Origin of the sequence: Pengzhenrongella phosphoraccumulans (assembly GCF_045689905.1) — a bacterium.
In the GTDB taxonomy this organism is placed as follows: domain Bacteria; phylum Actinomycetota; class Actinomycetes; order Actinomycetales; family Cellulomonadaceae; genus Pengzhenrongella; species Pengzhenrongella phosphoraccumulans.
The window spans coordinates 4,423,801-4,437,116 of sequence record NZ_CP144210.1 but is presented as its reverse complement, the minus strand read 5'-3'; the positions used below and the strand labels follow the sequence as shown (position 1 = coordinate 4,437,116).

Sequence of the window (13,316 nt, the reverse complement as noted above, 5' to 3'; positions counted from 1 at the left end):
GTGAGCACCGCTCACAGCCCCAGTCGTAACACCGCCCCGGCTCGTCGCCGCGGACGTTGACGGACCCTTAGCGCCTTCGCCGAGGTTCTTGACGGCTTCCTATCGGCGCGGACCTGCGCCCCGCCCGACGCCCGGTGCGACGAGCGGGCAGCCGGTGCACCCGGTCGGCAGGTCTGGCCCGGTCGGGCAGCCCGACCCGCAGCCCTGGCCGGCCACCGCGACTACCCCCAGCCGTTCGGCGTGGTCGAGCACCGCCAGCACGAGCGGCATCGGGATCCCGAGCCGGCCGGAGACCTGCGCCGGCGTACCGCCCCGCGCCGCGACGTCGTCGAGCACGCGCTCCCACGCGCTCACAGCCGCGACCCCACCTGGAACACCGTGACGGCCAGGACCCACGCCAGGGCCAGCTGGGCGACCAGGGCCGAAGCGGTCGGGCGCCAGCCGAACAGTCGGCGCTGCTCGGCGAGGGTCGCCACGCACGGCGTGTAGGCGAGCACGAAGACCATGAACGCCAGCGCCGCCGCCCCCCCGTGCCCGCCCGAGGACTCGTCGAACGAGGCCCGCAGCTTCTCGCCGAGCGTGCCGGCCACCGCGGGGTTGCCCGGCTCCGTCACGGCGTAGGACTGCGCGAACGACCCGACCACGACCTCTTTGGCCACGAATCCCGTCAGCAGCGCGGCCGCGGCGTGGTCGTCGCCGAAGCCGGCCGGGGCGAGCACCGGCACGAGGCTCGCCGCGGCCAGGCCGTACACGCTGTCGGCGACGGGCACGTGGCCGACAGCGTGCTGGCCGGTCGTGGGGACGGCCATGAGGACCCACACGACGATCATGGTCGCGACGATCAGCTTGCCGGCGCCGACCACGAACGCACCGACCCGCGTGCGCACCGAGAGCGCCAGCGTGCGCAGGTGCGGCCGCTGGTAGGCGGGCAGCACGAGGATCAGCGGACCGGCCTGCACGTCCCGGAACGCCGTCCGACGCAGCAGGAGGCCGCCGGCGAGCACCAGCACCACACTCGTGAGGTACATCCCGAAGATGACCGATCCCGCGTGCGTCGGGAAGAACGCGCCGGCCAGCAGCACATACACGGTCAGCCGCGCGGAGCAGGACGTGAGCGGGATCAGCAGCCCAGTCAGGAGCCGTTGCCGCGCGTGCGGCAGCGTGCGCGTCGCGGCCAGTGCGGGCAGGTTGCAGCCGAAGCCGACGATCAGCGGGAGCAGCGCCCGCCCGTCGAGCCCGAGGGACCGCATCGCGCGGTCGGCGACGAACGCGGCCCTCGCCAGGTAGCCGGAGTCCTCGAGGACCCCGAGAGCCGCGAACATCACGGCCATGACCGGCAGGAAGGTCGCGACCGTGCCCACCCCGACGAGGACGCCGTCGACGAGCAGCCCGCGGACCCAGGTGTCGTCGAGGCCCACCAGAGCGAGGACCGCGGTCAACCCGTCCGCCAGCGGACCGTTGACGACCCGGTCGATGAGTCCCTGCACGGGTGCGGCGAACCGCGTCGTGAGGGCGAACAGCAGCCAGACCACGACGAGGAACACCGGGATCCCGGCCCACGGGTTGAGCAGCACGGCGTCCACCCGGTCGGAGAAGGACCGCCGAGGCCGCCAGCCCGCACCGGTGGGCCGTGCCGCACCGGCGCCGGGCTCGATCCGGGCGGTCACCCCCTCGACCCAGGCGAACAGCGTCTCGGCGTGCGCGAGCTCGTCCACCAGCCCGACGTCGGCCGTCCCCGGCCCGACGCCCGTCGCACGGGGGGCCGCGCGTCGGGCGATCCCGTGGACCTCCACGGGGCGCGCGGCGGTCGCGTCGACCGCGCGGGCGAGGGCGAGCCGCCCACCGCCGTCCCGGCTGCGCGCGTCCACGGGCACGACCGGAACCCCGAGCTCCGCCGCGAGGGCGTCGGCCAGGGAGTGTGGCGCCATCCCGGCCGTGGGCGCGTCGGTCGCCGCCGCGAGATCGAGCATGGTGAGGGCGACGACGAGCGGCACCCCCGTCTCGGCCACCTGCGCCAGCAGGTACAGCGAGCGGGTGAGCGCGGTGGCATCGAGGACGACGACGACGACGCCGCGCTCGCCGGTCCGCGCGTGCACCGCCGCGCCCAGCGCCCGGACCGCGTCGGCGGTGACCTGTTCGTCCGCCGACCGGGCCAGCAGGCTGTACGTGCCCGGCAGGTCCACGAGCGATCGCACGGCCGCCGGGCCGCCCGCCTCCACCGCCCCGCGCCACTGCCCGGTGGCGAGCTCGACCGTGGTGCCCGGGGCGTTGGTGGTGTGCTGCCGCGCACCGGTCAGCGCGTTGAACAAGGTCGACTTGCCGACGTTCGGACCGCCGACGAGCAGGACGCGCGTCGTGGCTGCAGGCGTTCCGGTCGGGTCGAGCACCGGGCCCGGCGCGACAGGGCTGCCGTGGCAGCTCACGTCGGCACGACTGCTGTGATGTCGATCAGATCGGCGGTCGCGCCGTCGAGCGCGAACCGGGAACCGGCGACGGCCACGACCCGGCCACCGAAAGCGGCTCGCTGCGTGACGTGGGCGAACGTCCCGACGCGGATGCCCATCTCGCTCAGCCGCAGCGCCGAGGGAGCGGAGAGCCGGATGCCCGACACCCGGAACAAGGCGCCCGGCGGGCTCTCGCGCAACGTCATGGTTCGACGCTACAGGTGAGGTAAGCCTAACCTCGGGACCTTCGACCCGGGTGATCCGTCGACCGGGTGCCCGGTCGAGCTCGTAGCGTCGCCCGTGCCGCCCGCAGTCCGGGCGCGTTGAACCGGCGATCCTGCTCGTACACTTGTTCGATGCCAGAGGTTGAGTGGTCGCGGTGGCGGCGCACCGCGCGGGGGTACGAGCTGATCCCGCCCGCCGGTTGCCCGCGCGGTCACCGATGGACGATGGACGGCCCCGGCCGTCCCTCGGAACGGTCCGTGTCCTGCGTGTGCACGATCGAACGGCGCCACCTGGTGTGGGTCTGCCCCGCGTGCGGAACGTACTGCGCCGAGGGGTGCACCGACGTCGCTTCCTGGGCCGCATCCACCGTCCCGTCCGGAGTCACGCTCGATCGCCGGGCCGCACTGCGGCCCCCCGCCACCCGAGGGTGACCGCGAGCCCGACCAGGTCAGCGCGGCACAGGGTCCGGCGGCGGGGGGATCGACCCGATCTCGGGCGCGGCCACGGGCCAGACCAGCAGCGTCGCGCACGGAGCATGGTCGACGACGAACCGGGTCGCCGGTCCGAGGCTGTGCGGACCCAGCCGACGCAGGTCGCCGTCGCGCGCGAGCACGAGCAGGTCGGCCCCGTCCGCGGCGCGCACGACCTCCCGCTCGACCCGGCCGTGCCGCTGGTCGACGGCGACCTCCCGGCCGACCTCGCGCGAGGCCGCTGCCAGCAGGTCACGACCGGCCTGGTCGGCGAGCGCGCGCACCCGAGCTGCCGGGTCACCGCCGGGTGCGGTCGCACGGCCCAGCAGCCCAGCCAACGCACCCTGGGCCGCGACCGCGACGCCGTCGTCGGCCACGAAGAGCAGCGTGACCGCAGCCTCGAGCGGCACAAGGTCACGCACCGCAGCCACGCACGCGGGCCACGTTGCCTCGGTCAGCCACACCACGACCACCATGTCGACCACCTTTCTCATCACGCGCCGAGCACCGCCAGCGACACCCAGAGCGCACCCACGCCGCCGAGCAGTGTCGCTGGGACGCTCCAGGCCCCCAGTGCGCTGAACTCTGCCAGGTTCGCGTCCGCGTCGTGCTCGTGCAGCACCCGCCGCCACAGCAGCGTGGCCAGCGACCCGACGTAGGTGAGGTTCGGCCCGACGTTCACGCCGATCAGGGCCGCCAGGACCGCGGGCGGGCCGCCGAGGGTGAGGGCCAGCGGTGCCAGCAGCAGGACCGCCGGCAGGTTGTTGAGCAGGTTGGCGAGCACCGCAGCGACGCCGGCGATCGCCAGCAGCGCGAGGAACGACGACCCGGCTGGCAGCAGGCCCGTGAGCAGGTCTCCCAGGCCCGAGTCGACGACGCCCACGACGATGATCCCCAGCGCGAGAACGAAGACGCCGAACGGCAGGTTCGCCGCGGCGAGCAGCGCGCCCGGCGCGGTGCGGCGACGTGCGAGGGCGCGCGCGGCGAGCACGACCGCGCCGACGGCGGCCGCCCACGCCGGCGGCACCCAGAGCATGGAGGCCACCACGAACCCGGTGAGCGTGACGAGCACGACCGCGACCGTCACGGCGGAGACGTCGGGGGTGACGGTCGCCACCGGTCGCCCGCCCGAGCCGACCGCGAGGTCGGTCGCGAAGAATCGACGCAGCACGACGTACTCGATCGCGACGACAGTGATCCACGGCAGCGCCATCAGGCCGGCGAAGCGCCCGAACGACAGGCCGCTGGCGGTGAAGGCGAGCAGATTCGTGAGGTTGGAGACCGGGAGCAGCAGCGACGCCGAGTTCGCCAGGTGGGTGCACGCGTACACGTACGGCTTGGGCCGCACCCCGGCGCGGGCGGCCGTGGCGAACACCACGGGCGTGAGCAGCACGACGGTCGCGTCCAGGCTCAGGACGGCGGTGACCAGCGAGGCCACCACGAATACCGCGACCAGCAGACGTTGTGGCCGACCGCGGGCGTCGCGCGCCATGAGCGCACCCGCGGCGGCAAACAGGCCCTCGGCGTCGCACAGGTGCGACAGCACCAGCACGGCCGCAAGGAACGCCACCACCGGGAGCAGAGTCACGATCTCCGCCCATGCGCTCGCGGGCGTCACCGCGCCGAGGGCGACGACCAGGCCCGCGGCTGGGACCGCCGCCACGGCCTCGGGCAGCCCGCGCGGGCGGGCGACGGCGAACCCCAGGACGGCCACGAGCAGGACCACCGCGACCAGCGGACCGGCGACGTTCATGCGGCCGTCCCCGGCGCTCGGTGTGGTGCCACGTACGGGTCTCCTGACTCGGCAGTGTCGCTCACGCGGCGCCATCCGGACCGCGGAGCCACAGCACAGTGTCGGGGAGGAATCGCCCCACCGGAAACGCGACCTACCCGGCGAGCGCCTCGCCCGCGACGAGCACGACGACGACCAGCGGGGCGACACCCTGGACCGCGGCGGCACGGGCCATGCGCGGGTTGCTCACCACGAGCACGAGCGCCGCCGCGACCATCGAACCGGTCGCCAGCAGCAGCACCCCGATCCCCGCCGCGCGCACGGAGTCGTCCCCGACGCCGACGAGGACCGCACCGACCACGGTCCCGATCGCGAGAAACAGGTTGTACCAACCCTGGTTGAAGGCCAGCGCACGCGTCGTGGCTGCCTCCTGCTCCGAGGCGAGCCCGAAGGTCGCGCGAGCCCGCGGCGTCATCCAGAGCAGGCTCTCGAGCACGAAGATGTAGACGTGGATGATCGCCGCGACAGCGGCGAAGAGCAGAGCGACGACCTGGGCAGCGGTCACGGAGGCGTCCTTGACTCGGGGTGGTGCCCGCCGGGCACGGCGCGGGCTTCGTGCTCAACCGTCGTCGTGCACGCGATGTTCCGATGGGCGACCGGCGACGGGTCAGGGTCAGGGTCGGGGTCGGCGGGCGCCGCGGCTCGGAGCGGCCGTGAGCGGGTCCTCGGGCCATGCGTGCTTGGGGTACCGCCCGCGCAGCTCGGCGCGCACCTGGGGGTACCCGGTACGCCAGAACGACTCCAGGTCGGCGGTCACGGCGGCGGGCCGGCGCGATGGCGACAGCAGGTGCAGCAGCAGCGGGACCCGGCCGCCGGCGAGGCGAGGCGTGCTGCGCCAGCCGAACACCTCCTGGACGCGCACGGCGAGCACGGGCTGGTCGGCGTCGTAGTCGACCCGCACGCTCGCGCCGCTCGGCACCTCGACGCGTTCGGGCGCCAGCTCGTCCAGTCGTGCCGCCTGCGGCCAGGGCAGCAGCCGCCGCAGCGCCGAGCGGACGTCGATCCGCTGGAGATCACGCGCGGTCCGGATGCGCGCCAGCTCGGGCCCGAGCCAGCCCTCGATCCCGGCGAGCAGCGCGGGGTCGGACACGTCGGGCCAGGGCTCCCCCAGCGCGGCATGAAGGAAGCCGAGCCGCTGGCGGAGCGAGACGGCGGACGCCGACCACGGCAGCAGTGCGAGACCGTCGCGGGCGAGACCGTCGCGCACGGCCGCGACGACCAGGTCGCGCGGGGGGTCGGCGATCTTCTCGGACGAGAGCTCGATCGCGCCGAGCCAGGTCGCGCGCCGGGCGACCACGCGCCCGGCGGTCCACGCGACGGTGGCCTCGTCACGCAGCATCCACGACGCCGCCTCGATCGCGAGGGCCTCGTCGATCGGGGCCGCGGAGCGCACGGTCGCGTCCCGCCGTCCGGCACCGCGGTCGGCGTCGGCGATCGCGAGCCAGTCGAAGCCGGTCAGGGGCGACCCCGCCGGCAGGGTCGCGCCGGTGCCGGAGGCCATCAGGTAGGCCGTGCCGCTCGCCCGCCGCCGAGCGATCCGATCGGGGTGCGCGAACGCGATGACCAGCCCGACCGCGAGGTCGTCGGTGAGGTCGGTCTCGCGCGCTCTGCGGCCGGTCCCGGTGGGCAGGCCGGCCTGCAGCCGCCGGGTCTGGGTCGCCCACGCCACGGCCTCGGGGCCCCCGCGCCGGAGCGAGCGCAGGGCGGCGACCAGGTCGCCGTCGGGCGTGCGCACGTCGTCCGACAGGAGCGCGACCACCTCCGCCGCGCGCCGCGCACCGAGGAGATCGGCCGCATCCAGGAGGGCGCGCGCCAGCCGGGGGTCGGCACCGATCCCCGCGATCACACGCCCGCGCTTCGTCACGCGCCCGTCGGCCTCGACGGCCCCGAGCCCGACCAGGGTCTCGTGCGCCACGGCCATCGCCGGGGCCGGCGGCGGGTCCATGAGGGCCAGGCCGGCACCCTGCGGGCTTCCCCAGCAGGCAAGCTCGAGCGCGAACGCGGTGAGGTCGGCGGTCGCGATCTCGGGATCGGGGTGCTCGGGCAGCAGTCGGTCGTCGGCGGCGGACCAGCACCGGTAGACCGCACCAGGCCCCTCCCGCCCGGCGCGACCCGCCCGTTGCTTCGCCCCCGACCGGCTCACGCTGACGGTCACCAGCCCGGCCAGGCCGCGGCGCAGGTCGGTGCGCGGCTGACGGGCGAGACCGGCGTCGACCACGATCCGCACGCCCGGGACCGTGAGGGACGACTCGGCCACGGCCGTCGCGACGACGACGCGGCGTCGGGTCCCCTGGGCGAGGGCGAGGTCCTGCTCGCGGTGCGGCAACCGCCCGTGCAGGGGACGGATGTCGGCGTCAGCTCCCGCGAGCCGTCGGGCGACCCCGTTCACCTCGCCCGCGCCGGGCACGAAGACGAGCACATCGCCGGGCTGCTCGACCAGGGCCCGGCGAACGGTCGCCGCCACGTGGTCGAGAAACCGGGGGGTGACCCCCCGGTCATCGATCCGCAGGGTGCCCGACGGCGCCGGGCACCAGATCGTGGCCACCTCGAAGAGCGAACCGGCAACGGCCACGACCGGCGCGGGCGTGGTTCCGCCGAGCAGAGCCGCCGTGCGCTCGGCCTCGACGGTGGCGGACATCGCGACGAGGACCAGGTCCTCGCGCAGGTTGCTGCGGACGTCGACGAGCAGCGCGAGGGCCAGATCGGCGTCGAGGTGCCGCTCGTGGCACTCGTCGAGCACGACGGCGGCCACGCCCGGCAGGTCGGGGTCACGCTGCAGGCGGCGCAGGAGCACCCCGGTGGTGACCACCTCGATGCGGGTCGCGCCACTGCTGCGGTGCTCGCCGCGCACGGCGTAGCCGACGGTCTGCCCGACCGGCTCCCCGAGCAGCTGGGCCAGGCGCCGGGCCGCGGCGCGCACGGCGATCCGGCGCGGCTGGGTGACCACGACCCGACCGGGAACCAGTGCGGCGAGGGCAGGTGGGACGAGCGTCGTCTTGCCCGTGCCGGGTGGCGCGTGCAGCACGACGGTGCCGCGCGCCGCCACGGCCGCCGCGAACGCGGGCAGCCCCGCGCGGACCGGCAGGTCAGGGGGGTCGGCGAGCAGCCGCAGGATCGGGTCGTCGGCCACCCGTGCAGTCTGCCCCGTCCAGCCGTGCGGTCAGCGCAGCAGGTCGCCGCCGTGGTCCGGCACGTAGTTCTGGGTGTCCCGCGGCGGCCGCACATACCCGCTGGACGGCGGGCGGGGCGGCAGGTCGAGCGGGAGCCGCTGCACCTGCCGGTAGTCGATGGTCGAGAGCAGGTGATGGATCATGTTCAGCCGCGCGCGCCGCTTGTCATCGCTCTCCACGACCCACCAGGGCGCCTCGGGGATGTCGGTGTGGACCATCATCTGGTCCTTCGCCCGGGAGTACTCCTCCCAGCGGGTGATCGACTCGAGGTCCATGGGCGACAGCTTCCAGCGGCGCATGGGGTCCTCGAGCCGGGACCGGAACCGTGCCTCCTGCTCCGAGTCGCTCACGGAGAACCAGTACTTGCGCAGCAGCACGCCGTCCTCGACGAGCATCCGCTCGAAGATCGGGCCCTGGTGCAAGAACCGGTGGTACTCGTCGTTCGTGCAGAAACCCATGACCCGCTCGACGCCTGCGCGGTTGTACCAGGACCGGTCGAACAGGACGATCTCGCCGGCGGCCGGGAGCTGGGCGACGTAGCGCTGGAAGTACCACTGGGTGCGCTCGCGGTCGCTCGGGGAGGGAAGTGCCGCGATGCGGGCGACGCGCGGGTTCAGGTACTGCGTGACGCGCTTGATGGTGCTGCCCTTGCCGGCGGCGTCGCGCCCCTCGAAGATGATGACGACGCGCTTGCCCTCGGTGCGAACCCACTCCTGCATCGTGACGAGCTCAGCCTGGAGCTTGAACAGCTCCTTCTCGTACAGCTTCTTGGGCAGGCGGTCCGTGACGGTGGTCTTCACGGACTTCGGCACCTTTGCGCTCTTGGCCATAGGGGCAGCGTAGGGGCGCGGGGCGGGTCATGTCTCGGTCTGGGGGGACCAACAGCGGGTGATCAGAAGAGCGCGACCTTCGTCGGTCGCGGGAAGATGCCGTCGAGCTCCGCGAGATCCTGCGCCGAGGGCCGCCAGCCGCCCGACCGGGCGTTCTGAGTCACCTGCTCGGGCGTCGTCGCACCCGCAATCACGCTGGCAACTGCCGGCTGGCTCGCGAGCCACGAGAACGCGACCTCGACCTCGGTCAGGTCCCGAGCCCGCGCGAAGGCACCGAACCGGTCGAGCCGCTCGAAGTCCGTCTCGCGCAGCAGGTGCGTTCGCGCGTGGGTGAGCCGGCTCCCCGCCGGCGCGGTGCCGCCGCGGTACTTTCCGGTCAGCAGCCCGTTGGCGAGCGGGAAGTAGGGCAGCACGCCGAGCCCGAAGGCCTGGGCCGCCGGCAGCACCTCGAGCTCGGCGCGCCGGTCGAGCAGGTTGTAGTGGTTCTGGGCCGAGACGAACCGGGTGAACCCCCCGATACGCGCCGCGAACTCCGCCTCGGCGATCTGCCAGCCGGCCCGGTTCGAGTGCCCGAGATACCGCACCTTCCCCGACCGCACGAGGGTGTCCAGCGCCGCGAGCGTCTCCTCGATCGGGGTCAGCGGGTCGGGCGTGTGGAACTGGTACAGGTCGATCCACTCGGTGCGCAGCCGCCGCAGGGACGCCTCGACCGCCCTGATGATGTAGTGCCGCGACCCCCGAGCTCCGTGGTCGGGTCCGTCGGTGCCCGCCATGTCCATCCCGAACTTCGTCGCCAGCACCACGGCGTCGCGCCGTTTCCCGAGCGCACGCCCGAGCAGGTCCTCGCTCAGCCCCGGGGTCTCGCCGTAGCAGTCGGCCGTGTCGATGAGTGTGATGCCGGCGTCCACGGCGGCATGGACGACGGCGGCTGCCCCCTGCGGCGTCTGCGTCACGGTTCCGGGGCGGCCGAGGTTGTTGGCGCCCAGCCCGACGACCGAGACCGCGAGTCCGCTGTTGCCGAGCCTGCGCGTTTCCATGCGCCGAGCCTAGACAACCACGTGAACAGGGCCGGTCGACCGGGCACCAAATCGGGCCCAAACCGGCGCCAAAAGAGCAGAATGGGTGCAGCCCTAGCGTCGCGGGTGCGACGCCGGTGCGGCCGGTCGAACGCTGTCAAGGGGGACTAGTGACAAAATCTCAGAAGTCGCGACCAGCGGAGTCATCCGGCGAGGAGCGGATCCGGCGGTTTGCCGAGATCGAGACGCTCATCCTAGGGCGGGAGCTCCACGACCGAGAGGCTCGACGTCCGGACTCGGAGATCCGCCTGAACGTTCCGACCGAACCGCCCACGCGGGTGCCGTAACCGGGGCGCGGTGTGCGCGGCGGGAATCGGCTAACCCGTTGGTGACCGCTATTTTGCTTTTGCTTGACCCCGCGTGAGAAAATAGTCCGGTCGGAAGTCTTCCGAGCGTGCCACGCAACGACGCGCCATTTCCGATGTGTCCGAACGCGGGCTCATCCCCTGGGAATGCTGGCACACCATGCCCGGCCCCAAACCTTCGATCCCCGCGGGCGACCCCGTGCGCCATCCGGCGAGCGAGCTGCAGGAAGCCCTGCTTGCGACCGCTGACATCGAGGAGTTCCTCCAGCAGCTCACCGACGTCGCCGTCGCGACGATCGGAGGTGGCATCTCGGCAGGCATCACCGTCGCCAGGGAAGGCCATCCGATCACCGTCGCGAGCAGCGACGCCTACGCGGCCCAGTTCGACGAGGTGCAGTACGGGCACGACGACGGCCCCTGCCTCACGGCGATGCGCGCGGGCAAGATCGTCCTGATCGACGACCTCGCCACCGACGAGCGCTTCCGCCCGTACCAGCCGCGTGCGCTCGCGCTCGGGGTGCGCTCGTCCATCTCCCTGCCGCTCGAGGGCGGCGAGCACGCGGTCGGTGCCCTCAACCTCTACTCCCGCCGACCGTACGCGTTCGGCGCCATCGAGCAGTCAAAGGCACAAGGCTTCGCCAACGAGGCCTCCCGCGCCCTGACGCTCGCGGTGCGCCTCGCCCACTCGCTCGAGATCACCGATCAGCTCCGGGCCGCGCTGACCTCGCGGACCGTCATCGACCAGACGATCGGCATCATCATGGGCCAGAACCGGTGCGACGCCAACGCGGCGTTCGCGGTCCTGCGCTCGGCCTCCCAGAACCGCAACGTCAAGCTCCGGGATGTCGCCGCGGAGATCATCACGACCGTCAGCAAGCAGCCGCCGCAGCTGGGGCACGTATTCGAGGGCTGAGCCCTCAGACTCCGACGACGGCCGACAGGCGCCCCGCGCCGATGGCGCGAACCAGGCTGTCGTGATCCTTGGCGTTCTGATCGGCGTACGCCGCCGCGAAATCGGCCAGTGCGCGCTCGAACCGCTGGCTCGAGCCGAGGTAGCCGGCCATCGCCGCCCGGTCGCCCGAGCGCGCGTGGGCCCGCGCGAGCGTCCACGCGCACAGCCGCCCGTAGGCGCTGATCCCGGACGGGAGCATGCGCTCGATCGATGCTGATCCCTTGCCGTCGCGCAGCTGACGCACGTAGAAGTCGCGGGGCACACCGTCGATGCCGAGCACCTGCTGCGTGCCCAGGAAGATGTCGCTCGCGGCTTGCATCAGGTGCTGCCCTCGAACCACCCGGGTCCCCTGGTTCGCGATCCGCCCGGCACGGACGAACGGGGCAAGGACGGACGCCTGTGCTTCCTTCGCCTGCAGGAGCAGCAGGTCGCCGTCGTCGCGCCCGACCAGGAGGATGACCCAGGCGCGCGTCCCGACGCTCCCGACCCCGACCACCTTGTGCGCGATGTGCGCGATCCGGTACTGGTCGAGCAGGACCCTGCGGTCGTGCTGGAGCGAGCGGCTGTAACCGCGGAGCATCGCTGTGAGGCTCGCGAGCGTGTCGAGCCCGGCCTGCCCCGGGATCAGCTCCTCGATCGGGACGAGCAGGGGCGGGTCGCTGACGAGTCGACGCTCGCCATCGACGATCTGGGTGATCTTCTTGGCCGCCTGCAGGCTGTCCCGCCCACTCGCCTTGGCGACCGCCGCCGACGTGCGCGACCGCTGCTTGGCGGTGAGCTGTCCGCCCTCACGGGCGAGGATCTCCTCGACGTCGACCCGCGCGTACCAGACCGACAGGTTCGACCGGCCGGCAAAGTCCCTCATCGCCGTGCGATAGGCGCGTCCGCAGTCGACCAGGATCTGCCGACGAGCGGTATCGCTGAACCCGTTCTGTCGACCGGCTACCTCGAGGCTGGCGACAAGCCGCTTGACGTCCCACTCCCACGGGCCCGGGAGCGTCTCGTCGAAGTCGTTGAGGTCGAAGACCATGCGGCGGTCGGGTGCGAGGTACGTCCCGAAGTTCGACAGGTGCGCGTCGCCGCAGACCTGGGTGCGCAACCCCGACGTCGCAGTCCCGGCCAGATCGGCGGCCATGACTCCGGCGGCGCCGCGGTAGAACGCGAAGGGCGACGCGGCCATGCGACCGTGCCGGATCGGCAACAGCTCGGGCACCCGGGTGCGGCCCTGTGCCGCGAGGATCTCGAGCGGTTCGACCGTGGCGACCCGCTCGAACCGGGCAAGCTCGTCAAGCGGCATCCGCTCGCGAGCGGCTTTCCCGTTTGCGACGCGTTCCTTGAACCCCGCAGAGGCTGGCTCCGAGGTCTCGTTCGCTTTCTGCGGTGGTGGCGTCATGCGGCCATCCTGCCCAGATCCGCGCCCGACCGGAAGCCCCTGCGAGGCCCGACAGAGATCCACCGTGACCTGGTTCTGGCGAGCGGTTTGGGAGGGTATGTGCCACGATTTGGGCAGCCGCGGAACGCGGCGGCACGAATCGTTACTCGGAGAGGATTGACATGTCGTTCTGGGACATCATCTGGTTCATCGTTATCTCGTTCGCCTTTATCGCATATCTGATGGTGATGTTCTCGATCATCGCTGACATCTTCCGCGACCGGGACTCCGGCGGATTTGCGAAAGCGCTCTGGATCGTCGCCCTGATCTTCTTGCCGTTCGTGACCGCGCTCATCTACCTGATAGCCAAGGGTGGTGGCATGGCCGAGCGTTCCGCGCAGCACGCGCGGGCGGTGCAGTCGGCCCAGGAGTCGTACATCAAGGACGTCGCCGGCAACTCGTCGCCCGCGGACGAGGTCTCCAAGGCGAAGGCACTGCTCGACGCCGGCGCCATCTCACCTGCCGAGTACGAGACGCTCAAGGCCAAGGCACTCACCGGGTCGTCAGCCCAGTAGTCCCGGCCAGCGCAGAGAACGTCTCCCGTCACCTGCGGCGGGCCGCCCCTCGAGGTGGCCCGCCGCAGGTGTGTCGCGAGGCGTTCACGGCGTGACCTGCGCCCG

The 13,316-nt window shown here is 72.7% G+C and carries 13 protein-coding genes; 3 read left to right on the top strand and 10 right to left on the bottom strand.

Features of this window, described 5'->3' with window-relative positions; all coding sequences use genetic code 11:
- Nucleotides 1-99: 99 nt before the first annotated feature.
- Genes VTA80_RS20520 through VTA80_RS20510 form a run of 3 tightly spaced genes read right to left on the bottom strand, consistent with a single transcriptional unit; the run spans nucleotide 100 to nucleotide 2,650 of the window.
- A complete protein-coding gene (locus VTA80_RS20520; RefSeq protein WP_407342912.1) occupies nucleotides 100-354 on the bottom strand; it encodes a hypothetical protein in 255 nt (84 codons plus the stop codon).
- Nucleotides 351-2,423, bottom strand: coding sequence for a ferrous iron transporter B (locus VTA80_RS20515; RefSeq protein ID WP_407342911.1), 2,073 nt, complete (start codon nucleotides 2,421-2,423; stop codon nucleotides 351-353). The genes VTA80_RS20520 and VTA80_RS20515 overlap by 4 nt, the downstream gene beginning before the upstream one ends.
- Entirely contained in the window at nucleotides 2,420-2,650 is a 231-nt protein-coding gene (locus VTA80_RS20510; RefSeq protein WP_407342910.1) for a ferrous iron transport protein A, read from the bottom strand. The genes VTA80_RS20515 and VTA80_RS20510 overlap by 4 nt, the downstream gene beginning before the upstream one ends.
- 150 nt (nucleotides 2,651-2,800) lie before the next feature.
- On the opposite strand from VTA80_RS20510, the gene VTA80_RS20505 reads away from it, so the two are divergent.
- The gene (locus tag VTA80_RS20505) at nucleotides 2,801-3,100 is read left to right on the top strand and encodes a hypothetical protein (protein ID WP_407342909.1); all 300 of its coding nucleotides are present in this window, start codon (nucleotides 2,801-2,803) and stop codon (nucleotides 3,098-3,100) included.
- 17 nt (nucleotides 3,101-3,117) lie between these two features.
- Here VTA80_RS20505 and VTA80_RS20500 read toward each other — a convergent pair whose 3' ends face one another.
- The 6 genes from VTA80_RS20500 to VTA80_RS20475 all read right to left on the bottom strand — a co-directional run bounded on the left by VTA80_RS20500 (nucleotide 3,118) and on the right by VTA80_RS20475 (nucleotide 9,968).
- On the bottom strand, nucleotides 3,118-3,615 hold the full coding sequence (locus VTA80_RS20500; RefSeq protein ID WP_407342908.1) for a universal stress protein: 498 nt from the start codon (nucleotides 3,613-3,615) through the stop codon (nucleotides 3,118-3,120).
- A 17-nt stretch (nucleotides 3,616-3,632) separates the two neighbouring features.
- Nucleotides 3,633-4,892, bottom strand: a complete 1,260-nt coding sequence (locus VTA80_RS20495) for an SLC13 family permease (protein WP_407342907.1) — start codon at nucleotides 4,890-4,892, stop codon at nucleotides 3,633-3,635.
- 133 nt (nucleotides 4,893-5,025) lie between these two features.
- Nucleotides 5,026-5,436 (bottom strand): DUF1304 domain-containing protein, encoded by a 411-nt coding sequence (locus tag VTA80_RS20490; protein WP_407342906.1) that lies wholly within the window; start codon nucleotides 5,434-5,436, stop codon nucleotides 5,026-5,028.
- 108 nt (nucleotides 5,437-5,544) lie between these two features.
- Nucleotides 5,545-8,061, bottom strand: a complete 2,517-nt coding sequence (hrpB, locus tag VTA80_RS20485; protein WP_407342905.1) for an ATP-dependent helicase HrpB — start codon at nucleotides 8,059-8,061, stop codon at nucleotides 5,545-5,547.
- 30 nt (nucleotides 8,062-8,091) lie between these two features.
- A complete protein-coding gene (ppk2, locus tag VTA80_RS20480; protein WP_407342904.1) occupies nucleotides 8,092-8,931 on the bottom strand; it encodes a polyphosphate kinase 2 in 840 nt (279 codons plus the stop codon).
- Between the two features lie 62 nt (nucleotides 8,932-8,993).
- Complete coding sequence (locus VTA80_RS20475) at nucleotides 8,994-9,968, bottom strand: aldo/keto reductase (RefSeq protein ID WP_407342903.1); 975 nt, start codon at nucleotides 9,966-9,968, stop codon at nucleotides 8,994-8,996.
- 504 nt (nucleotides 9,969-10,472) lie between these two features.
- Here VTA80_RS20475 and VTA80_RS20470 point away from each other — a divergent pair.
- Nucleotides 10,473-11,225 (top strand): GAF and ANTAR domain-containing protein, encoded by a 753-nt coding sequence (locus tag VTA80_RS20470; protein WP_407342902.1) that lies wholly within the window; start codon nucleotides 10,473-10,475, stop codon nucleotides 11,223-11,225.
- A 4-nt stretch (nucleotides 11,226-11,229) separates the two neighbouring features.
- Here VTA80_RS20470 and VTA80_RS20465 read toward each other — a convergent pair whose 3' ends face one another.
- Entirely contained in the window at nucleotides 11,230-12,561 is a 1,332-nt protein-coding gene (locus tag VTA80_RS20465) for a DUF2252 domain-containing protein (protein ID WP_407342901.1), read from the bottom strand.
- A 257-nt stretch (nucleotides 12,562-12,818) separates the two neighbouring features.
- Here VTA80_RS20465 and VTA80_RS20460 point away from each other — a divergent pair, with 257 nt between their 5' ends.
- Entirely contained in the window at nucleotides 12,819-13,211 is a 393-nt protein-coding gene (locus tag VTA80_RS20460) for an SHOCT domain-containing protein (protein ID WP_407342900.1), read from the top strand.
- The last annotated feature ends 105 nt before the right edge of the window (nucleotides 13,212-13,316 follow it).

What these genes read in the sequence shown, in the direction of transcription:
- VTA80_RS20510 (WP_407342910.1), bottom strand. Translation starts at nt 2,650, where the DNA reads ATGACGTTGCGCGAGAGCCCGCCGGGCGCCTTGTTCCGGGTGTCGGGC.
- VTA80_RS20505 (WP_407342909.1), top strand. Translation starts at nt 2,801, where the DNA reads ATGCCAGAGGTTGAGTGGTCGCGGTGGCGGCGCACCGCGCGGGGGTAC.
- VTA80_RS20500 (WP_407342908.1), bottom strand. Translation starts at nt 3,615, where the DNA reads ATGGTGGTCGTGGTGTGGCTGACCGAGGCAACGTGGCCCGCGTGCGTG.
- VTA80_RS20495 (WP_407342907.1), bottom strand. Translation starts at nt 4,892, where the DNA reads ATGAACGTCGCCGGTCCGCTGGTCGCGGTGGTCCTGCTCGTGGCCGTC.
- ppk2 (WP_407342904.1), bottom strand. Translation starts at nt 8,931, where the DNA reads ATGGCCAAGAGCGCAAAGGTGCCGAAGTCCGTGAAGACCACCGTCACG.
- VTA80_RS20475 (WP_407342903.1), bottom strand. Translation starts at nt 9,968, where the DNA reads ATGGAAACGCGCAGGCTCGGCAACAGCGGACTCGCGGTCTCGGTCGTC.
- VTA80_RS20470 (WP_407342902.1), top strand. Translation starts at nt 10,473, where the DNA reads ATGCCCGGCCCCAAACCTTCGATCCCCGCGGGCGACCCCGTGCGCCAT.
- VTA80_RS20465 (WP_407342901.1), bottom strand. Translation starts at nt 12,561, where the DNA reads ATGCCGCTTGACGAGCTTGCCCGGTTCGAGCGGGTCGCCACGGTCGAA.
- VTA80_RS20460 (WP_407342900.1), top strand. Translation starts at nt 12,819, where the DNA reads ATGTCGTTCTGGGACATCATCTGGTTCATCGTTATCTCGTTCGCCTTT.